This is a genomic window from Methylophaga thalassica MP, assembly GCF_000214595.1.
Lineage (GTDB): Bacteria > Pseudomonadota > Gammaproteobacteria > Nitrosococcales > Methylophagaceae > Methylophaga > Methylophaga thalassica.
In genome coordinates, this window is record NZ_AFIG01000003.1 from 685047 (window position 1) to 707566 (window position 22520).

General features: G+C 43.5%; 25 protein-coding genes. 12 read left to right on the plus strand and 13 right to left on the minus strand.

Translation table 11 applies throughout. From position 1 onward, the window contains the following. Window positions 1–50 precede the first annotated feature (50 nt). Window positions 51–929, plus strand: coding sequence for an SdiA-regulated domain-containing protein (locus MAMP_RS14880; protein WP_007146925.1), 879 nt, complete (start codon window positions 51–53; stop codon window positions 927–929). A gap of 42 nt (window positions 930–971) precedes the next feature. Here MAMP_RS14880 and gnd read toward each other — a convergent pair whose 3' ends face one another. The 10 genes from gnd to ylqF form a co-directional block, all read right to left on the minus strand. Continuing rightward, on the minus strand, window positions 972–2438 hold the full coding sequence (gene gnd / locus MAMP_RS14885) for a decarboxylating NADP(+)-dependent phosphogluconate dehydrogenase (protein WP_007146926.1): 1467 nt from the start codon (window positions 2436–2438) through the stop codon (window positions 972–974). After that, window positions 2435–3394, minus strand: a complete 960-nt coding sequence (locus tag MAMP_RS14890; protein WP_007146927.1) for a nucleotidyltransferase domain-containing protein — start codon at window positions 3392–3394, stop codon at window positions 2435–2437. Before MAMP_RS14890 ends, gnd begins: the two co-directional genes overlap by 4 nt. Window positions 3395–3435: 41 nt before the next feature. Next, the gene (locus MAMP_RS14895; RefSeq protein WP_007146928.1) at window positions 3436–4155 is read right to left on the minus strand and encodes a PepSY-associated TM helix domain-containing protein; all 720 of its coding nucleotides are present in this window, start codon (window positions 4153–4155) and stop codon (window positions 3436–3438) included. Between the two features lie 3 nt (window positions 4156–4158). Further along, the gene (locus MAMP_RS14900) at window positions 4159–4689 is read right to left on the minus strand and encodes an FMN-binding protein (protein ID WP_007146929.1); all 531 of its coding nucleotides are present in this window, start codon (window positions 4687–4689) and stop codon (window positions 4159–4161) included. A gap of 37 nt (window positions 4690–4726) precedes the next feature. Continuing rightward, window positions 4727–5989, minus strand: a complete 1263-nt coding sequence (locus tag MAMP_RS14905) for a porin (protein WP_007146930.1) — start codon at window positions 5987–5989, stop codon at window positions 4727–4729. Window positions 5990–6113: 124 nt separating this feature from the next. Further along, complete coding sequence (locus tag MAMP_RS14910) at window positions 6114–6329, minus strand: hypothetical protein (protein ID WP_007146931.1); 216 nt, start codon at window positions 6327–6329, stop codon at window positions 6114–6116. 21 nt (window positions 6330–6350) lie between these two features. Beyond that, on the minus strand, window positions 6351–6605 hold the full coding sequence (locus MAMP_RS14915) for a hypothetical protein (RefSeq protein WP_007146932.1): 255 nt from the start codon (window positions 6603–6605) through the stop codon (window positions 6351–6353). Continuing rightward, on the minus strand, window positions 6602–6790 hold the full coding sequence (locus tag MAMP_RS14920; RefSeq protein ID WP_007146933.1) for a hypothetical protein: 189 nt from the start codon (window positions 6788–6790) through the stop codon (window positions 6602–6604). Before MAMP_RS14920 ends, MAMP_RS14915 begins: the two co-directional genes overlap by 4 nt. Before the next feature lie 100 nt (window positions 6791–6890). Then, complete coding sequence (locus MAMP_RS14925) at window positions 6891–7412, minus strand: Slp family lipoprotein (protein ID WP_007146934.1); 522 nt, start codon at window positions 7410–7412, stop codon at window positions 6891–6893. Between the two features lie 51 nt (window positions 7413–7463). Then, window positions 7464–8381: a ribosome biogenesis GTPase YlqF gene (gene ylqF / locus MAMP_RS14930; RefSeq protein ID WP_040576637.1), complete on the minus strand. Its 918-nt coding sequence runs from the start codon at window positions 8379–8381 to the stop codon at window positions 7464–7466. A gap of 157 nt (window positions 8382–8538) precedes the next feature. On the opposite strand from ylqF, the gene efpL reads away from it, so the two are divergent. Genes efpL through MAMP_RS14950 form a run of 4 tightly spaced genes read left to right on the plus strand, consistent with a single transcriptional unit; the run spans window position 8539 to window position 10517 of the window. Beyond that, window positions 8539–9105, plus strand: coding sequence for an elongation factor P-like protein EfpL (gene efpL, locus MAMP_RS14935; RefSeq protein WP_007146936.1), 567 nt, complete (start codon window positions 8539–8541; stop codon window positions 9103–9105). A 9-nt stretch (window positions 9106–9114) separates the two neighbouring features. Next, window positions 9115–9489 carry a YbaN family protein gene (locus MAMP_RS14940; RefSeq protein WP_007146937.1) on the plus strand — a complete coding sequence of 125 codons (375 nt, stop codon included), beginning with the start codon at window positions 9115–9117 and terminating at the stop codon, window positions 9487–9489. Between the two features lie 4 nt (window positions 9490–9493). Next, complete coding sequence (locus MAMP_RS14945; RefSeq protein ID WP_007146938.1) at window positions 9494–10162, plus strand: nitroreductase; 669 nt, start codon at window positions 9494–9496, stop codon at window positions 10160–10162. A 10-nt stretch (window positions 10163–10172) separates the two neighbouring features. Beyond that, a complete protein-coding gene (locus tag MAMP_RS14950) occupies window positions 10173–10517 on the plus strand; it encodes a HopJ type III effector protein (protein ID WP_007146939.1) in 345 nt (114 codons plus the stop codon). Window positions 10518–10588: 71 nt separating this feature from the next. Here the strand turns inward: MAMP_RS14950 and MAMP_RS14955 are convergent, their stop codons facing one another. Then, window positions 10589–14446, minus strand: coding sequence for a DUF3683 domain-containing protein (locus MAMP_RS14955; RefSeq protein ID WP_040576639.1), 3858 nt, complete (start codon window positions 14444–14446; stop codon window positions 10589–10591). A 132-nt stretch (window positions 14447–14578) separates the two neighbouring features. Between MAMP_RS14955 and MAMP_RS14960 the strand changes: the two genes are divergently transcribed. From MAMP_RS14960 to MAMP_RS14975, 4 genes are all read left to right on the plus strand, one after another. Continuing rightward, window positions 14579–15376 carry an undecaprenyl-diphosphate phosphatase gene (locus MAMP_RS14960; RefSeq protein ID WP_007146941.1) on the plus strand — a complete coding sequence of 266 codons (798 nt, stop codon included), beginning with the start codon at window positions 14579–14581 and terminating at the stop codon, window positions 15374–15376. Window positions 15377–15461: 85 nt separating this feature from the next. Further along, the gene (gene rplM, locus MAMP_RS14965) at window positions 15462–15890 is read left to right on the plus strand and encodes a 50S ribosomal protein L13 (protein WP_007146942.1); all 429 of its coding nucleotides are present in this window, start codon (window positions 15462–15464) and stop codon (window positions 15888–15890) included. Window positions 15891–15902: 12 nt separating this feature from the next. After that, a complete protein-coding gene (gene rpsI, locus MAMP_RS14970) occupies window positions 15903–16292 on the plus strand; it encodes a 30S ribosomal protein S9 (protein ID WP_007146943.1) in 390 nt (129 codons plus the stop codon). A 131-nt stretch (window positions 16293–16423) separates the two neighbouring features. After that, complete coding sequence (locus tag MAMP_RS14975; protein WP_007146944.1) at window positions 16424–16906, plus strand: acyloxyacyl hydrolase; 483 nt, start codon at window positions 16424–16426, stop codon at window positions 16904–16906. Here the strand turns inward: MAMP_RS14975 and lpxL are convergent, their stop codons facing one another. Further along, complete coding sequence (lpxL, locus tag MAMP_RS14980; protein ID WP_007146946.1) at window positions 16907–17824, minus strand: LpxL/LpxP family Kdo(2)-lipid IV(A) lauroyl/palmitoleoyl acyltransferase; 918 nt, start codon at window positions 17822–17824, stop codon at window positions 16907–16909. A 76-nt stretch (window positions 17825–17900) separates the two neighbouring features. Between lpxL and waaA the strand changes: the two genes are divergently transcribed. Together waaA and tadA are read left to right on the plus strand one after the other, a co-directional pair. After that, window positions 17901–19169 (plus strand): lipid IV(A) 3-deoxy-D-manno-octulosonic acid transferase, encoded by a 1269-nt coding sequence (gene waaA, locus MAMP_RS14985; protein WP_202796145.1) that lies wholly within the window; start codon window positions 17901–17903, stop codon window positions 19167–19169. Then, a complete protein-coding gene (gene tadA, locus MAMP_RS14990) occupies window positions 19162–19614 on the plus strand; it encodes a tRNA adenosine(34) deaminase TadA (protein WP_040576640.1) in 453 nt (150 codons plus the stop codon). The genes waaA and tadA overlap by 8 nt, the downstream gene beginning before the upstream one ends. On the opposite strand, the gene trhP is transcribed toward tadA, so the two are convergent. Then, the gene (gene trhP, locus MAMP_RS14995) at window positions 19611–20957 is read right to left on the minus strand and encodes a prephenate-dependent tRNA uridine(34) hydroxylase TrhP (RefSeq protein ID WP_007146948.1); all 1347 of its coding nucleotides are present in this window, start codon (window positions 20955–20957) and stop codon (window positions 19611–19613) included. The two genes, tadA and trhP, sit on opposite strands and share 4 nt — an antisense overlap. 157 nt (window positions 20958–21114) lie before the next feature. Here trhP and mltF point away from each other — a divergent pair, with 157 nt between their 5' ends. Beyond that, window positions 21115–22515, plus strand: a complete 1401-nt coding sequence (mltF, locus tag MAMP_RS15000) for a membrane-bound lytic murein transglycosylase MltF (protein ID WP_007146949.1) — start codon at window positions 21115–21117, stop codon at window positions 22513–22515. Window positions 22516–22520 lie beyond the last annotated feature (5 nt).

Genomic DNA, 22520 nt, shown 5'->3' on the forward strand with positions numbered 1-22520 from the left:
AGTTTGTCGACATAGTCTAATCTACGTCTATAGTGTTATCTGGGAAAAACATGCAAAATCTAAAATACATTTTAAGTCACTGGTTAACGATTACCGTCTTATGCTCCAGTACCCTATTATTGCTCAGTCATACCCATACTGAAGCAGAAATAAAAAATGTACCAAAGTGGGACATAAACTCTCATTACGATGTTGGTAAACCCGTCAAAATTTCAGGTATTGAAGACAACTTGTCAGGTCTGACCTATCATCCTGAAAGCGATCATCTATTCGCCATAATCAATCACCCTACCCAGCTTATCGAACTGACCAAACAAGGTGATATTGTTCGCCGTATTCATCTTGATGGTTTTGTTGATACAGAAAGTGTGGATTATCTTGGAAAAAACACCTTTGTTGTGTCAGAAGAACGAAGGCAGCAACTGGTGTTCTTTTCCATTAATGACACGACAAAAAAAGTCAGTTATGACAAGAGTGAACGCTTACCCATGAATTGGGCAGAAAACAGCAATAGAGGTATGGAGGGGGTGGCATGGTCAGCCCAATATGGCTTTTTTGTCTTGCAGGAAGATCCCCCTAAGATTTTGAATCATATCTTACACCACACTGAGACGAGTATTGATGTCGAAAAGCTTAATCACTCCTTACCCGATCATGTTGATGATTTTGCCGGTATCAGTCTGTTTTACTCAGAACAACAGCCTATCCTTCTTGTGTTAAGCGAAGCATCCAATGCACTGCATATGATCAATTTAAGCGGTGACAAAGTCGCCAGCCTGTCATTAAAAAGCGGACCATTTAATCTTTGGCCGATTATGAAACAACCCGAAGGGGTGGCGGTTGATAACGATGGTCATATTTATATTGTTGGAGAACCAAACCAAATGCTCAAGTTAAAACGAAAAATAACACTTAAACAATCATTCTGATAGACATAAAAAAAGCGGTCCGATGACCGCTTTTTTATTGGTTTAAACGTCATAATTGGACGCTGAAACATCACCACCTTGCCCTGTCCAATTCGTATGAAAAAACTCACCCCGAGGTTTATCAATACGCTCATAAGTATGCGCACCAAAATAATCACGTTGTGCCTGTAATAAATTAGCGGGTAAGCGTTCACTTCTATAACCATCATAAAAGGAAAGCGCGCTACTGAATGTTGGCACAGGAACGCCAAGACTGACCGCTGTCGCTACAGCCTTACGCCAGCCCGGCAACGATTCCGTGATAGCGTCAATAAAAAAGTCGTCCAGTAACAGATTATGCAGATCAGGATTGAGATCAAAGGCATCACGAATTTTGCCCAAGAACTGACTCCGAATAATACAGCCACCACGCCACATTAAAGCGATACCACCATAATTAAGCTCCCAACCATAAATTTTGGCTGCTTCACGCATCAACATATAACCTTGCGCGTAGGAGATAATTTTTGATGCGTATAAAGCATCACGGATCGCATTGACCATTTCCGCTTTATCACCTTCAAACGATGAAGTAATAGCAGGTAACACTTTTGAGGCTTTTACCCGTTCATCTTTTAACGATGATAAACATCTTGAGAACACAGCTTCACCAATCAGGGTTAATGGTATACCCAAATCAAGTGCATTCATGCCTGTCCATTTACCCGTGCCTTTCTGTCCGGCAGTATCGAGAATGTGATCGACCAGCAACTCACCATTCTCATCACGTTTGGCCAGAATATCGCGGGTAATTTCAATCAGATATGAGTCAAGCACACCTTCATTCCACTCAGCAAAAACCTGGTGAATTTCGTCACCACTCATGCCAAGCCCTTCCCTCATCATCTGATACGCTTCGCATATAAGCTGCATATCACCATACTCAATGCCGTTATGTACCATTTTGACGTAATGTCCAGCACCATCATTACCGACCCAGTCACAACACGGCTCACCATCAACCTGTGCAGCGATAGCCTGAAAAATAGGTTTAATTGCTGACCAGCCTGCATGATTCCCACCCGGCATTAACGAAGGACCATGGCGAGCGCCTTCTTCCCCTCCGGAAACACCACTGCCGATAAATAAAATCCCTTTCTGACGTAATTCTTGTGTTCTTCTATCACTATCATTGAATAAGGAGTTTCCGCCATCAATGATGATGTCGCCTTTCTCAAGGTACGGCACCAATTGCTCAATAAAAGTATCCACCACGGGACCGGCTTTAACCATTAACATAACCCGCCGCGGTAATTTCAGGCTGTTCACAAAACTTTTCAGATCATGAAATCCAATGATATTGGTATCTTTCGCTGGCCCATTAATAAAGTCATCGACTTTACTCGTTGTGCGGTTAAATACCGATACTTTGAAGCCCTTGTCATTCATATTTAAAACAAGGTTCTGCCCCATCACGGCAAGTCCGACGACACCAATATCTGCTACTGCAGGATTATCTACTTCTCTCATAAGTCTCTACACACCTTTATATATTCACCAATAGCTTCACGGGTTGATCCAACAACTAAACGACGTTGTCCTGATGCCGAATCACACTCTACCGCTCCTGCTACCTCAATGGTCTCTCCCGCTTGTGCCTGACCAACATAGGTATGGGTAAATGAAATGACTTCCGGCGTCATTTCATTATCGATAAGATAGCGGGCGGGAAAATCAAATGCTTGCTGATCATCAATCACCACTGCTTTTAAGGTAGAAATTCCTTGCTTAATATAGTGGTGATGATCGACGACTAACTCTTCCGGCAAACTGACCATACCAATATCAAATTTGGTACCATCAATCGCCGCCTTGTTATATTTACGGGCTTCATGCCAGGCAAACTCTTCAAAATTAAGTTCACCACCGCGTCGTTGGAAATTATCTTTCATGAGTGACAGGTCAAGCGCCGTGAGTTGCTGCTCCGCAACAGCTTGTTTAACTGCCTCACGGGTTTGACGAAAAGCCTCGCGCCCATATACCACCAAATCAATATCCGAACCTTTCTTTTGCTGACCAATCAGCATTGATCCTGTCAATCCTAGAGAAGCCGTATTCACACCATATTTAGTGAGGATAGCGATTAAACGGTGGCATTTTTCTTCAATTTCATCATTTGGAGAACGAGCAAGAACAGACGTTAGATGTTGTTCTGGTTGATGATGAACCTCAACATCCTCGGGTTTTACCGCATGAAACTCAGCATCAAACTGCAGTGATTTAAAAAGATATTTAGGGTAATGGCGGGCTAATAAACGATTGGCCTGCTCAGTATCAATTTTCTGCCATTGACCTTCATTTTCGATATAACGTAGAAAACAACCAATTTTTTGTTGATGGGGATGATAACTGACCACAGCAAAGATAAGACCTTCAGCCGTCTGAATAAAGTCTTTTGGCAAATAAGGGAAATCTGCCTGTCTCATCGTGTATTACGCTCCTTTGTTAAAGGCATCATGACAAGAAATTACCCCAGACGTCTACCCCACATCCATAATCCAGATAAAGATAAGAAAATAATCAGAACGCTCAGTACATCAATCAACCAAATACCTAATGGACCGAGAATATGGCCATTATGTATATCAAGAAGCAGTTGCTGAATACTGATACCTTTACCATAAAAAAACTGTTTTAGCTCTGTATTTACCGACTGTGGCAAAGGATGCGGCACACTCCATGAGACGCCTTGTAATGAAATCGGTTCCCATTTATCCAACATAAAATTACTGCGCCACATTGATTGGCGGGTCTGTAAAACCGGCTCACCATGATAAAGACCAATATTTTGGATAGGCGCAGGGATACCGGCTTCTGCCCCCATTTTTTCAATAAATTCACCCTCGCGGGTTAATAGAATTAAGGCATCATCCGTTGTTAGAACAATAAGATCTTCAAGGGTGATCCCGCCTAATAAGGGACGCTCAGTATGTATTAACGGCGTGGCATCAAGAAAAAGTTGATTGCCAAATTGAGAAAAAATTTTGTTATCAATCAAAAATGCAGCGTCGGGCTTAACCTCCCCTATACCGTACTGAGACATAAGCCAGTCCCAACTGACATAACGCTTATCAAGTTTAAGCTGGCTGGAATGGTTAAGTGCTATTCCGGTAATAGCAAACATTAATAAAAAACTGGCTAAGATGGCGCCGATAACACGATGAAAACTGCGCAATTTGCGGTTCATGGATCAACTCTGGCTAATAGATGAATCCAGATATAATGCCAGCCTAACGACATTCGTCATAGCCCTGACGGATAATGTTGCGCCAGTAATGCCATCAATGTGTTTGTCTAACCGATTAGACACCAATCCAACATTCTGAAATTGCTGTGTGAATGCCGGGTATTTCACTTCTCCCCCCCGACTCTCACGATAAGCCAGTACTTTGACCTGTTCGACGCGGTCGCCATTGATAACCACACCAAAAGTAATTGGCTCCTCTTTACCGATTTCCTCAAGTATCCAGGCGCTGCGTTGCCCCTCTCGCCAATAACGAATTCGAAGACCGGCATAGGGATGACCAAGAATATCCGCAACCGTCTGTCGGACATCACCTTTCATCCAGACAACATCACTTTGCGGAAGCGTACCGTTAAACACTTCAGCTAAGAAAGCATCATTGGTTTGGTAGACGCCACGAGCATGAGATGTCGTCGTGGTGAGCAGTAAGATTAAACATAACAAAGCTAATTTGAAACCAGAAATGACATTATTCATCTTAATAACCACTCACCACGCCTATATTACTCATCGATTAAAACTGATAACCCACACCAACATTGAAGCCATCAAATTCATCATCTTCATTTTCAGCATCCTGATCCTGATAATCAAATTTGACGACAACTTGTGGGTCTAACCACCAGTTCACACCTAAGTCCCATGAGCGCACCTCTGAATCAACAGAGCTACCCGCCTGGTTATCCCATAAGCTATAACGTGTGAAGATTCCAATCGCATCAGTCAATTTATAAGAAGGTTCCAGATACCAGCCCATTTGCTTATCTGCACCGACTGATTGTGGTCCATCACCTTCTAAATGCCATGTTGCATATAAAGCTCGGAAACCAAAGTTGCCTTGCTGAATAGCGGTATGGGCTTCCCATAACACTGCACTACCCGCATCATGGTCATTACCTTGAGTTATATCTTCCTGATATTGCAATGATGTAGCGACTTCAATACCTGGAATTGCGGTCCATTTGAGTCGCCCGGTGTAAGCAAAGTCACTGGCATCGGCTTCAGAGACTTTTTGACGACCACTACGAACTGAGTAATCGTTGCTGGCTGAAGTATTTAAACCAGAGGTCATCGCGGCATCATAAGAAAAACCAGGTGCCAGTTCTCCACTAAACATCACACCACCTTCCCACCAGGTCGTAGGAATAATGTTTTTCTCAACATTATTACGTTCTACCCCATAAAAGGTATTTGGCTCATGGGTTTCATTCAATAAACCAACCGGCACCAGGAATAAACCCGCATTAACACGGTGCTTGTCATTGAAATCGTATTGGATATAAGCCTGTTCCAGCTCAACCTCGCCATTTTGACCATCACCGGAAATAGAGTGTTCTAACTCCAACTCTGAAAAGAGTCGAAGTCGGTCATTGAACTCATGGTTAAAAAATAAGACAAAGCGATGAAAGTCAATTTCATCCTTATCAGCACCACTACCTTGATTTTGTAGATTGTTGTAGTGCAGTTCTCCGTAACCACCGATAGACGTTTTGCTTTCCTGAGCGGCAGAGGCTTTTACTGCTTCTTCTGTTGCCACAGCTAATGCCTCAGCGGTTTCATTTGCCTGTTCGGCTTTAGCTTGTGTGGCAACGACTTGTTGTTTCAGTGTTTGATTTTCTGTTTTCAGTTGTTCGTTCTGTTGCTTAACTTCGTTCAACTGTTGCTTCATTTCTTGCAGAAGCTGCCAGATTTCTTCATTCGTGGGCGAAGCTGCCTGAGCTGAAGACATGGCGACCATCAATGTACTCGCCAGCAGTGTTTTCTTGAATTTGTACATGCTCTCTCATCCTGTTTTCAATAGTAAAAACAAGAGAAAGTATACCTATATTGCGAATCACTATCACTTAGTTTTAGGAATATTTCATATAATTAATGGGAAATAATCATACCTACAACCAGGATTACATCATGACACGGAGACTAGGTTGAGCATATGCCGCATTAAATTCGAATAAACCTTTACTCATGTCTTGGGCAAATTGAGTGAAGTGATGCTCACTCATTCTCACAGTAATCGATCCCATTGTGAGATGAATCATTTTACAATCAGGGCAATGTTGAATATCCACAGTATTAGATTCATAAATTGTTTCTGGTTTACATGCTCTACTCGCCATGTGGGCTCCATTAAATAAAGATTAGGAAAAGGAAAATGCTGTGCGTTGTTTGAGGTTTCGATGCCGGCAGTAAACATCCCACCAACCTCTCGCGTACGACTGCCATAATGTTTTGATAGAAACACGGTCGTCTTGGGTGAGTAATAAGCGATAGTTGCGACTTATCTGTAGTGCCAAACAAGCTGATGGGCTAACTTGATAATACGCCACTAACTCTTTGATGGATGCCAGCAAACAATCACGCTGCCAGTCAGGTCGACTAAGTGGCATATTCATGATTTTAACTTCCTTGCCGCTGCAGAAAGCAGCATATTCCAGACCGTTTTTTTAGAACTTTTATTCAGACAGTTAAAGTCAGCCGCATGCAGCTTACCTTCGTGAATTAAGGTCTCTAGCGTATTTTCATCAAATGCCAGATGAATGCTATGTCTTCCCTGTGTATTAAATTGTGCTGTTTTCATAACTCACCTCGTCCTGACAATGTGGAGATGAGTATAAATTCATTTAAATCTAAATGCAAATCATTCTTATTTAAAGAATGTAAAGTTTCGGTAAAAGTCTTTACGGAGAATAAGACCCTGTACCGTAGTAACCGTAGCCTACAAAGGGCCAGTCATGTTTAGGGTTGTATGGCAGACCTGAAACAGGATTATTTGCCGGCCAACGCTGTTCTTTGCTCTGCTGAATAACCGGTAAGGTAAGCTGCTTTTGATCTACAGTGATATTTTTCTGATCGATAACCTGCCCCAGTACTGTAATAAAACTATCTGTTTTATAAACTTCAGGATCGAGAAAGTCAGCACTACGAATAAAAAAACGACCTTCACTGTCACTACTTTCGTCTGGTCGGCCAACTCGGTTAAGCGGGAACTGAACGACCAAAATTTCTGATTGCTGCTCGCTATTTTCAACAGCAATAATTTTACCGCCCCATCGAACTGTTTTACCTTGATATAAATTAATATTGTCTGCTACCTGCTTAAGTGACAAGTCCCCTTCCGCAGGCGGTTGGATTTTGGGAGACATATAACTGCATGCTGTTAGCACAGCCAAAGCTAATATGAGTATGCTGAAACGAATCATTGGCAAACCTCCTGTCATATACCTTAGTAGTTAATGAGTTTATATAAGTCGTTATTTGTTTTTTCTATTCTTTTTTCGCTCAGCCTTTTTTGCTGCTTTTTCTTCTCGGACAATCAAAACCTGTTGCCATTCTGCTTCTATCATTTGAGGTGTCTCCCAGGTGATCCTTCCCAGCATGCCTGCTCTGATCTCAGTCAGAATGATCTTAGCAGTACGATCCAAATCTACCTTACCACCAGACCTCAGACAGCCCCGTTTGATTCCAATAGCTTCCATATTCTCCAGCGGATATTCAGTTAAAGTATCCAGACCGAAGCGTTGTTTTAACTGTTCCGGATAGGCCTGCATCAAATACTCGATGGCATATAAGGCAATATCATCATTATCAATTGCTGTTTCTTTGATTGCGCCAGTCACGGCTAGACGATAACCACCATGAGGGTTTTCAAGATTTGGCCATAACACGCCAGGGGTATCATGCAAGACAACACCTTGTTCTAGTCTGATGCGTTGTTGCATTTTGGTAATAGCTGGCTCATTACCTGTTTTGGCTATTTGGCGACCGGCAAGACTGTTAATCAATGTGGACTTTCCAACATTCGGAATGCCCATAATCATCGTGTTAATCGGTCTTCCCGCTTCTGCTTTGGCAGGTACCATTTTTCTACACAGTGTCAGTAAATCAGCGATACCTTCCTGTTGCTGAGCCACCATAGTCAGCGTTTTCGTGTGATTTTCCTGCTCAAAATACTGCTGCCAACGCTCTGTGATTGTTACATCAGCCAGATCATGTTTATTCAGCAACTTGATACAAGGTTTGTCTTTGCGAATCTCTGCCAGCATAGGATTCTGGCTGCTGAAGGGAATTCGGGCATCCAGCACTTCAATAATCAGATCAACCTGCGGCAAGATCTCTCTCATTTCTTTGCTGGCTTTATGCATATGGCCGGGATACCACTGAATTGCCATTAACGTTCCTTTTTCACTACGATAGATATTGGATAACATTCTAACGCAAAGCCGTATTAACACCGATCAGCTTTACTCATTGCTAGATGGCAATTGGTTCCGCTAAGGTCTCGGTAACGTATAATGCGGAACTTTCTATGAGAATCGGAACAAGAGTATGCCCAAGGCCAGTGATCTTAAACGTGGAATGGTAGTAGAAGTACATGATGAGCCCTATGTCGTTAAAGATATTGATATTCGTAACCCATCTTCGCGTGGCGCATCGACACTATATAAAGTTCGTTTTAACCATCTTAAAACGAAACAAAAACGTGATGAATCCTTCAAAGGCGAAGACTTTCTTAAAGAGGTCGACTGTGAACGCCAGTTAGTCCAATTTTCCTATCAGGATGGCGACAGCTACATCTTTATGAACAATGAAACCTTTGAGCAATACGCTATCAATGCTGCTGATATTGAAGACGCGCTGGGCTATATCCACGATGGTCTGGATAATATCGTCGCTGTTTTATTACAACAACAACTTGTGGCTATAGAGTTGCCAGCCGCGGTTTCTTTGACTATTGTCGATACATCGCCGGGGATAAAAGGCGCTACGGCAGCGGCTCGCACAAAACCAGCAACCTTATCGACGGGCTTAGAAGTACAAGTCCCAGAATATATCGAAAATGGAGAAGTCATTAGGGTCAACACCGACACAGGTAAATTTATGTCGAGAGCCTAAAACGATCGTATGAAGACACGTATCAAACATCTTGTTTTGATTTGCTTAGGCTGGATGTTTGTCGCCTTGGGCATCATTGGTGTCATCTTGCCGTTGATGCCAACAACGATTTTTCTGATATTAGCCTTGGCGTGTTTTGCCGAAAGCTCTCCCCGGTTTCATCAAATGTTGCTCAATCACAAATGGTTCGGACCACCACTAAGGCAATGGCAACAAACACATAGCATGCGCCGGGATATTAAAAAGAAAGCCTATTTAATCATCATCCTGTCATTTGCTATTTCAATTGCTGCCGTTTGGGGCCGACTTTGGTTACAAGTCATGTTATTTACTATTGGACTCATTCTGTTAGCCTGTTTGTCTCGTGTAAAGGAATCAGACTAAGCAGATGAATACGATTGAAGCCATGCGAAAACGCCATTCTGTGCGTCATTTTTTAGATAAAGAAGTGAGTCAGCAAGATCTAATGACTCTTCTGGAGGCTGCTAGACACAGTCCTTCCGGCTCAAATACACAGCCTTGGCAAGTGGCTGTCGTCAGAGGAAAAGCAAAACAGCGTCTGGCTGATGCGATGGTTTCTGCATTTGAACAAGGTGAAACAACCGCCCCTGCCTATCAGTACTACCCCAACCCAATGCCATCTCCCTACAATGACAGACGCAAAGCTTGTGGTTTAAAGCTTTATCAGACGCTAAACATTGCCCGTGACGATAAAGCAGGGCAACGCGCGCAATGGGCAGCCAATTACCGTTCCTTTGATGCGCCGCTGATGCTGTTTTTCTGGATGGAAGGCATCATGCAAACCGGTTCATATATGGACATGGGTATGTTCATGCAATCAGTGATGCTGGCTGCGGTCGATTGTGGCTTGGCAACCTGCCCTCAGGCAGCATTAGCGCAATATCCCAATGTTGTGAAAGAACACTTATCCTTACCAAAGGATGCCATCATTCTTTCGGGCATGGCGCTGGGTTATGAAGATACTGAAGCCCAGGTGAATCAGTTTAGAACTGAACGTGAGACAGTAGAAAATTTCACTCAATTTTACGATGAATAATGGAGATAAAATGGAATTGCAGGCTTTTTTAACGCAGTTAAAAACACACCCTGAAAACATAGCGTTTGATGACACTATGTCAGTCATTGAAGCTAATTATGTATTTACTCCTACCGCATTTAAAAACGGTGGTACCACCAATGAAGCCGGCCAAAATAATGGCTCATGCAAAATTTTTGGCTTTGGCAAAATACATGCACTTAGTGTTGACGAAACCCTAGCCTGCTTTGGTCAGTATTATCGGGATGATGTGTTAGCCAATCCACACGGGGACGATCACCAAAATATTCGCCACTTTATGAAAACCGGTTGGGATGGCGTGCAATTTGAGGGTGAACCACTAACAGCACACTAGTCTTTTGATTCATATATCAAATAAAAAAGGGAGCAGATGCTCCCTTTTTTATAGTATTTTCTGCGATTAACTTAGAGTAATACGCGTTCAATACCACCTTGTTTAACACTATCGATGAAGTCTTTATGCCAGTTATCCCCTTTCAGGTGTTTGGCAATTTCAACCACAATATAGTCGGTATCAATACCCGTATCTTCACTGTAGCGGCTCAGGCCTTGTTGACAGGCTGGGCATGACGTCAACATTTTCACATTGCCATTTTTCGCCTTATCCTGCCCGGTCAGTTCCTGAATCCCCTTAGTAATTTCCTCTTCCTTACGGAAACGCACCTGCGTCGCAATATCTGGACGCGCCACAGCGAACGAACCGGCTTCACCACAGCAACGATCATTTAATGCTACTTCCTGTCCCATTAAAGTGCTGGCCACAGAGGTCGGCTGATATGTTTTCATAGGTGTGTGACATGGGTCGTGATACATATACTGAACCCCTTCCACGCCTTCCAGCTTGACACCTTTTTCCATTAGATATTCATGAATATCCAACAGGCGGCAGCCAGGGAAGATCGCCTCAAACTGATACTTCAGCAACTGATCCATACAGGTACCGCATGAGACAATGACGGTTTTGATATCCATGTAATTCAGCGTATTCGCTAAGCGATGGAATAACACCTGATTAGATGTCGAAATCGATGTGGCTTTTTCCTTATCCCCTGTTGATGCTTGTGGGTAACCACAACACAGATAGCCAGGGGGCAGCACAGTTTCAGTGCCCACTTCATACAACATGGCTAAGGTCGCCAAACCTACCTGGCTGAACAAACGCTCAGAACCACAACCCGGGAAGTAGAAAACGGCATCTGATTCATCATTGACCTTTTTCGGATCACGTAGAATCGGAATCATTTTCTCATCTTCAACACCCAACATGGCACGTGTAGTTTGTGTCGGCAAACCTGTTGGCATTGGCTTTTTCATGAAATGAACGACTTGCTCACGAATCGGCGTTTTACCTGTCGTAGGCAGGGGACGTTTTTTCTTGCTGCCTAATAAGCCTAGTGTTTTAGCAACACCATGCGCCATTTTCTGAGCCTGATACCCCCACTCAATCATGGTTTTACGCATGATTTTCACGGTCAGAGGATCGGTCGCATTCAGATAGGCCATCGATGTCCAGGTGCCAATATTTGGACGACGCTTGCCTTGTTTCTTCAGCACTTCACGTAGTTTGATACTGACATCACCAAAGTCGATATTGACCGGGCAAGGATTCAGACAGCGGTGACATACCGTGCAGTGATCCGCCACATCATTCATCTCTTCAAAGTGACGAACTGAAATACCACGGCGCGTTTGTTCCTCGTACAAGAAAGCTTCAATAATCAAGCCTGTACCAAGAATTTTATTCCGTGGTGAGTATAGTAAGTTGGCACGAGGCACATGAGTTGTACACTCAGGCTTACACTTACCACATCTCAGACAGTCTTTGATGTCATTGTTGATGTCACCCAGATCACTTTGTTCAAGAATCAACGCTTCCTGCTCTAACAGGCGTAATGAGGGTGTATAAGCATTGTCCAGACCAGAACCGGCTAATAACTTACCGGCATTGAAATGGCCATTGGGATCCACTTTCTGTTTGTACCCGGCAAAGGCATCAATGGTAGCTTTGTCGAGATATTGCATCTTGGTCAGACCAATACCATGTTCACCGGAAATAACACCACCCAAGCGCCCAGCTAATGCCATCACTTCATCGACAATGCCTTCAGCATCATGCATCATTTCGTAGTCATTAGAATTGACTGGAATGTTCGTGTGAACATTACCATCACCGGCATGCATGTGTGTGGCGACAAACAAACGACCTGAACGGTTTTCTTTATGAATACTGTCCAGCTTATTACGTAAAACACTCAGCGCTTGCCCTTGGAATAACTCTTTTAAGGGTTTTTCCATTTCTTCACGATACGAAATACGTAAGTCACGACGCTGTAGTACATTAAATAATGTATCACCGTCGAGGATATTGGCTGTAGCAGTATCAGACAGCAGATCGGCTAAATCTTTAGCAGGCTTGTCCAGGCTGTCTAAAATTTTCTGCCAGCGTGCCATGACCACATCGACATGACGGCATGCGGCTTCGTTTTTAGAATTGACGATGGCATCGTTTTCAACACTATCACTCAAATCTTTATTGCCACACTCTTTCAGTTCTTTTGGATTAGAACTCAAATAGGTTTTCACTGCTTTCGCTGTTTTTAGCTTATTGCGAGTGGACTGAACAATGTTAATACGTTCAATACCATCGTTATATTCAGATAAACGATCCAGAGGAATAACGACGTCTTCATTAATCTTAAACGCATTGGTATGTCTGGCAATCGCCGCTGTCCGAGAACGATCGGCCCAGAAACGTTTGCGCGCTTCAGGGCTGACTGCCACAAAGCCTTCACCATCACGTGCATTGGCAAGACGAACCACTTCAGAGCAGGCTTCTGCTACCGCATCCTCATCATCCCCTACCACATCAATAAGCAAGACCATCTTCGGCGCCACTGAACGCGGCGCTTTGGTTGAGTAGTCAACTGCTTTTACATAGCGCTCATCAAGATGTTCCATCCCGGCCAGTAACACGTTTTTGTTATTGTCCAGGTAATCTTTGGTCTCTACGATAGCCGGTACGGCTTTACTTAAGTCATTACCGAAAAACTCAAGACAGACCGTACGGATATAGTCAGGCATACGATGCAGAACAAAAACAGAAGACGTGATCAAACCATCACAGCCTTCTTTTTGTATGCCCGGCAAACCACCGAGGAATTTGTTTGTCACGTCTTTCCCTAAGCCAATCTTACGTAGTTCTTTGGCAGGTATTCTCATGACGTCTGGCTCACCAATAGCGGTTTTACCATCAGCTTCAAAGCGCGTTATTTTAAACTCGGCATACTCAATATCATGAATTTTGCTCAGGTTATGGTTTAACCGTTCCACTTCCATCCAGGTGGCATCCGGCGTCACCATTCTCCATGACAGCAGATTATCTAGTGCCGTACCCCACATCACGGCTTTTTTACCACCGGCATTCATCGCCACATTACCACCGATGGTGGATGCATCTTGTGAGGTTGGATCCACAGCAAACACTAAACCATTACGATCAGCTAAGTCAGAAACACGGCGTGTAACAACGCCGGCCTCAGCTCGAACGGTAGGCACTTTTTCATCACGACCAGGAATATGGCGATAAATAACTTCCCCCAGGCCTTCCAGTTTTTCAGTGTTAACCACCACACTTTCAGCCGTGAGCGGAATAGCGCCACCGGTATAACCAGTACCACCACCACGAGGAATAACTGTTAATCCTAAGTCGATACAGGCAGCAATAATTTTTGCCATTTCTTCTTCAGAGTCTGGCGTCACTACCGCTAGTGGGTATTCAACACGCCAGTCAGTGGCATCAGTTACATGTGAGACACGGGCCAGACCATCAAACTGGATATTGTGTTTTTTTGTCGTTTTGGATAAACGACGCATCACCATCTTTCTACGTTCCGCGGTGCTCAATAAATTACGTTCAAACCGCTCTACTGCTTGACGCGCACTTTTCTCCAATTGCAGAGCAAGGTCATTATTATTCTCTTCCGCGCGGATACGAATTTGATCCAGTCGATGATGCAAAACATGACGAAGCGAGCCCCAACGCTTTTGGTTTTCGACTAAATCGTCCTGAATAAATGGGTTACGTTGGATAACCCACATATCTCCTAGAACTTCAAACAGCATTTTTGCTGAGCGGCCAGTTTTGCGTTGCTCACGGAGTTGCTGCAAAACCTCCCACATTGGTTCCCCTAGGAAACGAATGACGATTTCACGATCAGAAAATGAGGTATAGTTGTACGGAATCTCGCGAATTCGGTTAGACATGTTGACAGATAAGCCTCTTTCTAAAGTAAGAGTGATGTTTAAGAGCGGCAATTTTAACACGGGCGCGACTATAATATGACCCACATAAATTAAGCCTTTTATTAAATAAGCTTCTGGACGACTGTTTTTGCCATGGATTTGTTACATATTATCGCCTTAGCCTTATTACAAGGCCTGACTGAATTTTTACCTATTTCCAGCTCGGCTCACCTTATTTTATTACCTATTATTGCTGACTGGCAGGATCAAGGATTGGCCTTTGACGTTGCCGTTCACGTCGGAACATTAACTGCCGTTATTATCTATTTCCGTCGGACAATTCGGGCCTTGATAGTGGACTGGTTTAAGTCAGTTGCGCAAAAGCAGACTATCGGTGACAGTAAATTAGCTTGGGCAGTGCTGTTTGGCACTATTCCTGTCGGTTTAGCAGGTTTATTTTTAGGGGACCTGGTAGAAACAAGTTTCCGCAGTCCACTTGTCATTGCGACAACCACTATCGTTTTTGGCCTGTTATTGGGCTGGGCAGATTGGCAAGGTAAACGCATTCGTAATGAAAATCGACTAAATTGGTTTGATGTACTTTTTATTGGCATTGCTCAGGCGATTGCGCTGATTCCAGGTACATCACGTTCAGGCATAACAATTACTGCAGGTTTGATGTTGGGTCTAACACGAGAGGCTGCAGCTCGTTTTTCTTTTCTGTTATCAATTCCGGTCATTGTTCTCGCGGGTGGTTTAAAAATTATTGAGCTTATCGAATCACAACTTGTGATAGACTGGTTTGCTTTATGTGCTGGCGCATTATTTTCTGCCGTTAGCGCCTATTTATGCATTTTCTTATTTCTAAAAATGCTTGATCGTATTGGGATGTGGCCATTCGTACTATATCGTCTGGTGCTTGGCGTATTATTGTTTTGGTTGTTTACTTAAATAAGGTTGACAGCTTTTTCCTTAGTGCGTAATATTCTCCCTCTTTATTTAGCCCGCCTGCGTAATTATCAGGAGCAACTCGCGGATGAAAACCATAAGTGCAAAACCAGCAGAAGTTCGTCGTGACTGGTTCGTTATTGATGCTGACGGCAAAACATTAGGCCGTATGGCTACTGAAATCGCACGTCGTTTACGTGGAAAGCATAAAGCTATCTACACACCACATGTCGACACTGGCGATTACATTGTTGTTATCAACGCTGAAAAACTGCGTGTAACTGGTAACAAAATGAAAGATAAAATTTATTATCACCACACAGGTCATATCGGTGGTATCAAGTCTATCTCGCTGGAAAAACAACTCGACAAAGCACCTGAGCGTGTTATCCAGACGGCTGTCAAAGGTATGCTTCCTAAAAACCCGCTGGGTCGCGCGATGTTCGGCAAACTGAAAGTTTACGCTGGCGCAGAACACCCTCATACAGCTCAACAGCCTAAAGTGCTGGAAATCTAATCGGATATTGTCATGGCAGATTCATACTACGCTACAGGTCGCCGCAAAAGCTCAACAGCTCGTGTATTCCTGAAACCAGGCAGCGGCAACATTTCAATTAACACTCGCACACTGGAAGATTATTTCGGTCGTGAAACTTCTCGCATGGTTGTTCGTCAGCCTTTAGAGTTAGTTGACATGCTTGAAAAATTTGACCTGAAAATCACCGTTCGTGGTGGTGGTAATAATGGTCAAGCCGGTGCAATTCGTCACGGTATCAGCCGCGCATTAGTCGAATACGACAACGAATTAAAAGCTGAATTGCGTAAAGCAGGCTTTATCACTCGTGATGCTCGTGCCGTTGAACGTAAGAAAATTGGTCTTCATAAAGCACGTAAACGTCCTCAATTCTCAAAACGTTAATTGTTGGCTGCTTTTGCAGATCGAAAAAAGGCTACCCTTGGGTGGCCTTTTTTTATGGCTGGGATTCTTGCCTCACAAATAATAGGCATGTTATAAAGCCTTTTTATTAAATTCTGGCATGGAACCCAACGATGAATAAACATCTTCGTAACGCCTCAATTGCACTCACCCTCCTTCTCCCTTCTATGGCTTTCGCAGAACAAGAATCACAAATGTCTTTGTCTGTGGGTGCCTTTGAGGTTTTCGATGATAATACTGCTGCTGAGATAGGTGTTGAATATCGATTTTCCCCACAAGCGTCGGCTTTTAATTTGATTCCTACCCTTGGAGCAACGTTGACTTCTGATGGTGGTTATTGGGGCTATGCTGGTGTGAGATATGACATTTATCTCAACAACAACTGGATACTGACACCGAACTTCGCTATTGCGGCTTATGAACAAGGTGGAGGGGTTGATTTAGGTTACGATATTGAGTTCAGAACAGGTGCCGAACTTGCCTATCAATTTAGTGATAAAAGTCGACTTGGCTTAGGTTTATATCATCTATCCAATGCTAATATCGGTGAGAATAATCCTGGTGCAGAATCATTAATTTTAAGCTATAGCTTTTAATTATCTGACTTTCTTATATAAACGCCCTTTTCCGTCGGGTTGAGTTTTAAAGCGACGATGTAACCAGAAATATTGTTCGGGCATCTGTCGAATTTGAGACTCAATCCAGTCATTTATACGTTGAGCATCGACGATATCATCGCCAGATGGATATGCCTCCCATGCAGGGAAAATTTGAATATGGTAACTACCATCTGAATTACGTTTAGGCACAAATGGCACCACTTCTGCCCCTGTCATTTTTACCATTCTGGCCGTTGCAGGAATGGTGGCCGCAGTCACACCAAAAAATTTGGCAAAGATACTATTTCTTGGGCCAAAGTCTTGATCAGGCGCATACCAGACAACTTTATTCTTACGTAATGCGCGCAACATGGCTCTGACATCATCCCGCATTACAATACCTTCGCTATGGTAAATTCGTGAACGCATCATAACGGCATTAAATAAGGGGTTCTTAAGATGTCTGAACATCACATAAGCCGGGGTTTGTAACATAATTAAGCGACCACCAATCTCCATACTGGTGAAATGCCCTGTTAGCAAAATAACTCCCTTTCCCTTTGCTTTAGCCGCTTCTAAATGCTCTAGCCCTTCATAAGTGACACGTCGGCGAAGTTGCCTATCAGATGCCCACCAGCTTATCGCGGTTTCGATCATCATCATGCCTGTATTTTTAAGGATTTTCTTGACGAGATATTCTCGTTCAGCATCGCTCATCTCTGGAAAACATAACTCCAGATTTCGTCGCACCACTTTTGCTCTTGAACGCATAAAGGGTTGCATCAACTGACCGAGCAGCATACCAATACGATATTGTAATTTGGCTGGCAAATACACTGACAAACGCATAAGTAACAGCCCCAGCCAACTTAACCAAAAGCGGGGATGTAGAAGTTGTTTATGGAAAATGTTCATTCAGGTTCTGTTGCTTTCACAAAGTAGCGCCTATGCTATCATTCCTGCTTACTTTTCGCTGCTTTATGAGTCTGATTTGAGAGTTTTTTATAATATCGTTTTTACTTTAGCTGTACCTTTTATCCTACTGCGTCTGTTGTGGCGAGGCACAAAAGCCAGTGCTTACTTCAAACGTTGGGATGAGCGGTTTGCAATCACCCTGCCGAGCGTCAATAAAAGTAAGTCAGTTATCTGGGTACATGCCGTTTCCATGGGGGAAGTTGAGGCCTGTCGGCCTTTGGTTGCAGCAATCCAATCTACATACCCTGAGCATCAGATCCTCATTACAACAATGACACCGACAGGTAGCACTCGGGTAAAAGCATTATATGCAGATAACGTTATTCACTGTTATCTACCCTATGACTTGCCGGTCATTATGCGTCGATTTATACAGGCTATCCAGCCTGTATTTGGTGTCATTATGGAAACTGAGTTATGGCCCAATCTTATTCATCATTGCCGTAAGCAAAATATTCCGTTGGTGTTGGCCAATGCAAGGATGTCTGAGCGTTCATTAAAAGATTATCAGCGCATCCCTTCTCTAACACGAGAAATTCTACAAAGCTTTACCGTGATAGCTGCCCAAGCTCAACAAGATCGTGAGCGTTTTATAGAGCTTGGCGCCGATAGAGATAAAGTGCATGCTGTCGGTAATCTCAAATTTGAAGTCAATTTATCTCCTACTATTGTCGAGCAAGCTGAAGCCATTCGATCAATGTGGGGGAACCGCTCAGTTTTTATTGCCGCCAGTACACATGAAGGTGAAGATGAAATTATTCTTAATGCCTCACGCCAAATCCGTGCTCAGGTGCCAGATTTATTGTTAATTATTGTTCCTCGACATCCAGAGCGATTTGATAAAGTAGCGGCTCTCTGCCAACGTGCTGGCTTCAAAATTCTTCGTCGCAGCGAAAATGGTCTCTGTCGGAGTGATATTCAGATCCTTGTCATTGATAGTATGGGTGAACTCCCTATATTTTATGCCTGCTCTGATATCGCATTTGTTGGAGGCAGTCTGGTTCCAACGGGTGGACATAATATCCTTGAACCAGCCGCATTATCTCGTCCCGTGATCGTGGGACCTCATGTCTTTAATTTTGCTGAAATTACACAGCAGTTTATTACTGCTCAGGCAGCTATCCAGGTAGATAATGCAGAAATGCTGGCTACAACGGTGATCGAATTATTAAAAAACCCTCCAAAACGCACCGCTATGGGTGAAGCCGGACAACAGTTAATCAAGCAAAGTCAGGGCGGCAGCCAACGTTTACTCAACTTAATTAAATACAATATTCATGTCTGAAAAAGACCATTATTGGATGCAGAAAGCATTAGCGCTTGCCCGTAATGCCGAAGCTCAAGGTGAAGTCCCTGTCGGTGCGATTATTGTCCTCGATGACCAAATCATTGGCCAGGGGTGGAATCAACCCATTGCTAGCCAGGATGCCACTGCACATGCTGAAATTGTTGCCTTGAGACAGGCCTGCCAGACGATGCAAAATTACCGTTTGCCAGGCTCTGAAATTTACATCACCCTTGAACCTTGCATGATGTGTGCTGGCGCACTTGTTCATGCCCGTATCGCTCGCTGTATCTACGCAACAGCAGAACCTAAAACAGGCGCTGCCGGTAGCTGCATAGATGCTTTTGCCTTACCTAATCTCAATCACCGGGTCGAATGCACAGCAAATGTTTTAAAAGAAGAAAGTAGCCAGCTCATCAAAAACTTTTTCAGAGCAAGACGTTAAAGATATCGAGCAAGTAATGCTTTCTCAGGGATATCCCCCTGATAAGGAATATAGACTTTGTGACCACTTCCAGGCGCCAGTTCAATATCATGACGTTCTTTATCTAATAACTTATCGAGTATCAGCGTTTTGTTTCCTTCAGGCATAACCAGTTCTAATTTATCACCGACAGAAAACCGGTTTTTTACATCAATCTCCAGACACTGCTTGTCAGCATGATACGCCAAGACTTCACCAACATATTGTTGACGCTCATTACTGGAATAACCATGTAAATAATTTTGCTGTTCTTGAGTCGGATGTCGTTGATAAAAGCCATCGGTATAGCCGCGGTTTGAAAGATTATCCAGTTGACCGATAAGCTCAGGGTTAAATCGACGGCCAGCCAGTGCATCATCAATCGCCTGGCGATATATCTGAGTGGTGCGGGCAACATAATAGACGGACTTGGTACGACCTTCTATCTTCAGTGAATCAACACCAATATTCACTAATCTCTCGATATGCTGAATTGCCCGGAGATCTTTTGAATTCATGATGTAGGTGCCGTGTTCATCTTCAAAAATCGGCATCAACTCGCCAGGCCGATTTGTTTCTTCTATCAAATACACTTCATCTGCCAGCGGGTGTCTCTCTTGCCCGCCACAATCAGAAAAACTGTGCTGATTCATCGCATCAAAGGCGTTAAACTCAATTTTCTGTGGCGAATCATCATTATTATCACTGGCATGCGTTTTATAGTCCCAACGGCAGGCATTGGTACATGTGCCTTGATTAGGATCTCGATGGTTAAAATAACCAGATAATAAACAACGTCCTGAATAAGCAATACATAAGGCACCATGAACAAAGACCTCCAGCTCCATATCAGGACAAAGCTGGCGTATTTCTTCAATCTCATCCAACGATAATTCGCGTGATAGGATCACTCTGGATAACCCCATAGATTGCCAGAATTTCACTGCCTGATAGTTAACGGTATTGGCTTGTACAGATAAATGAACCGGCATTTCTGGCCAGCGTTCACGTACCATCATGATTAAACCAGGATCGGCCATAATCAATGCATCTGGCTGCATTTCAATCACCGGTTCCATATCCACCATATAAGTTTTAATTTTTGCATTGTGTGGCATCAGATTACTTGCCACAAAGAACTGCTTACCCAAAGCATGGGCTTCTTCAATACCTTGTTGCAAAACAGGCAGTTTATGGAAATCATTATTACGCACCCGCAAACTATAGCGCGGCTGGCCAGCATAAACCGCATCGGCACCATAAGCATAGGCATAGCGCATGTGCTGCAAACTGCCCGCGGGTAATAATAATTCTGGCGCATTCATCGATGATTTCCCATAGAAAAAAAGTGGATAATTATAATCTAAATCTATAAAAATCCAATAAAAACAGTAGTCTCATCACAAATACAGATCGATAACGGATGCATTCAACTCAATATAAAGTAATAATCTTTGCCTGGTAAAACATTGAGGAAGCTCATTGAGACGATTGATCATTTCTCTACTTGCTATGGCCATGTTAACGGCATGTGGAGAAGCTCCACCCCAACTCGATCAAATAAAAGAGCGAGGCGAGTTGCGCGTGCTAAACCGATACAGCCTGACCAGCTATTACGTTAAGGGCAATGATGCTCTGGCGGGCTTTGAATATGAGCTTGCTGAACGCTTTGCTGATCGCCTGGGTGTCAAACTCAAAGTCATTGTGCCTGAAAATCTCGGCACCATGCTGCATATGATTGAAGAAGGCCGCGCAGACATTGCTGCCGCCGGTTTAACCGTTACCGAACAGCGTAAAGAATTATTACGCTTTGGCCCGGTTTATCATGAAGTCACACAGCAGCTCGTCTATAAACATGGCAATATCAGGCCGAAAGATATTACTGATATCGTCAACGGCACTCTGGAAGTCGTAGCCGATAGTAGTCATGTAGAACAATTACAGGCATTACAACAGGAAATACCAGAACTCTCCTGGCGCGAGAATAAAGAATTGGACAGTCGAGGCTTACTCGAACTGGTGCAATTAGAACTGATTGATTACACCATCGTTGACTCGAATGAAATGTCAGCAAATCAATCACTCTTCCCCGAACTGCGTGTCGCTTTTGATATTTCTGACCCTCAGCCATTAGCTTGGGCTATGGCCCCTACAGATGATGAATCACTTTATCTTGAGGTAGTGGATTTTTTCCATGATATTGAAGCCTCTGGTGAACTGGATAAGTTAATAGAAAAATACTATGGCCATATTCGTCGCTTTGATTATGTCGATACGCGTGCCATTCATCGTCGTATTCAAACGCATTTGCCACAATACAAAGACTTATTCAAAGCGGCAGCAGATGAATATGGTTTTGACTGGCATCTTCTGGCGGCCATGGCTTATCAGGAATCGCACTGGAATCCAGAGGCCGTTTCAAGCACCGGCGTAAAAGGTTTGATGATGCTAACGCGATCTACAGCAAAACAGCTCGGCGTGACCGATCGAGAAGATCCAGAGCAAAGTATCTTCGCTGGTGCAGCTTACTTAGCATCGTTATATAGTCGCCTGCCCGAACGTATAAAAGATCCTGACCGTACCTGGTTTGCTTTAGCTGCCTACAATACAGGTCTTGGCCATCTTGAAGATGCCAGAGTGATCACCCAAAGCATTGGTAAAAATCCGGACTCATGGTCGGATGTCAGAGAAAGCCTGCCATTACTTTCAAAGAAAAAATGGTACTCAAAAACCAAACATGGTTATGCTCGCGGCAGTGAGCCGGTGAGATATGTACAAAATACGCGCCGATATTTAAATATCATCTTACATCATGAAGATATGACCACGCCTGCAGCACCATCTATACCTGATGTAGACGAAAAATTACCTGCAGCCTTATAAAAAAA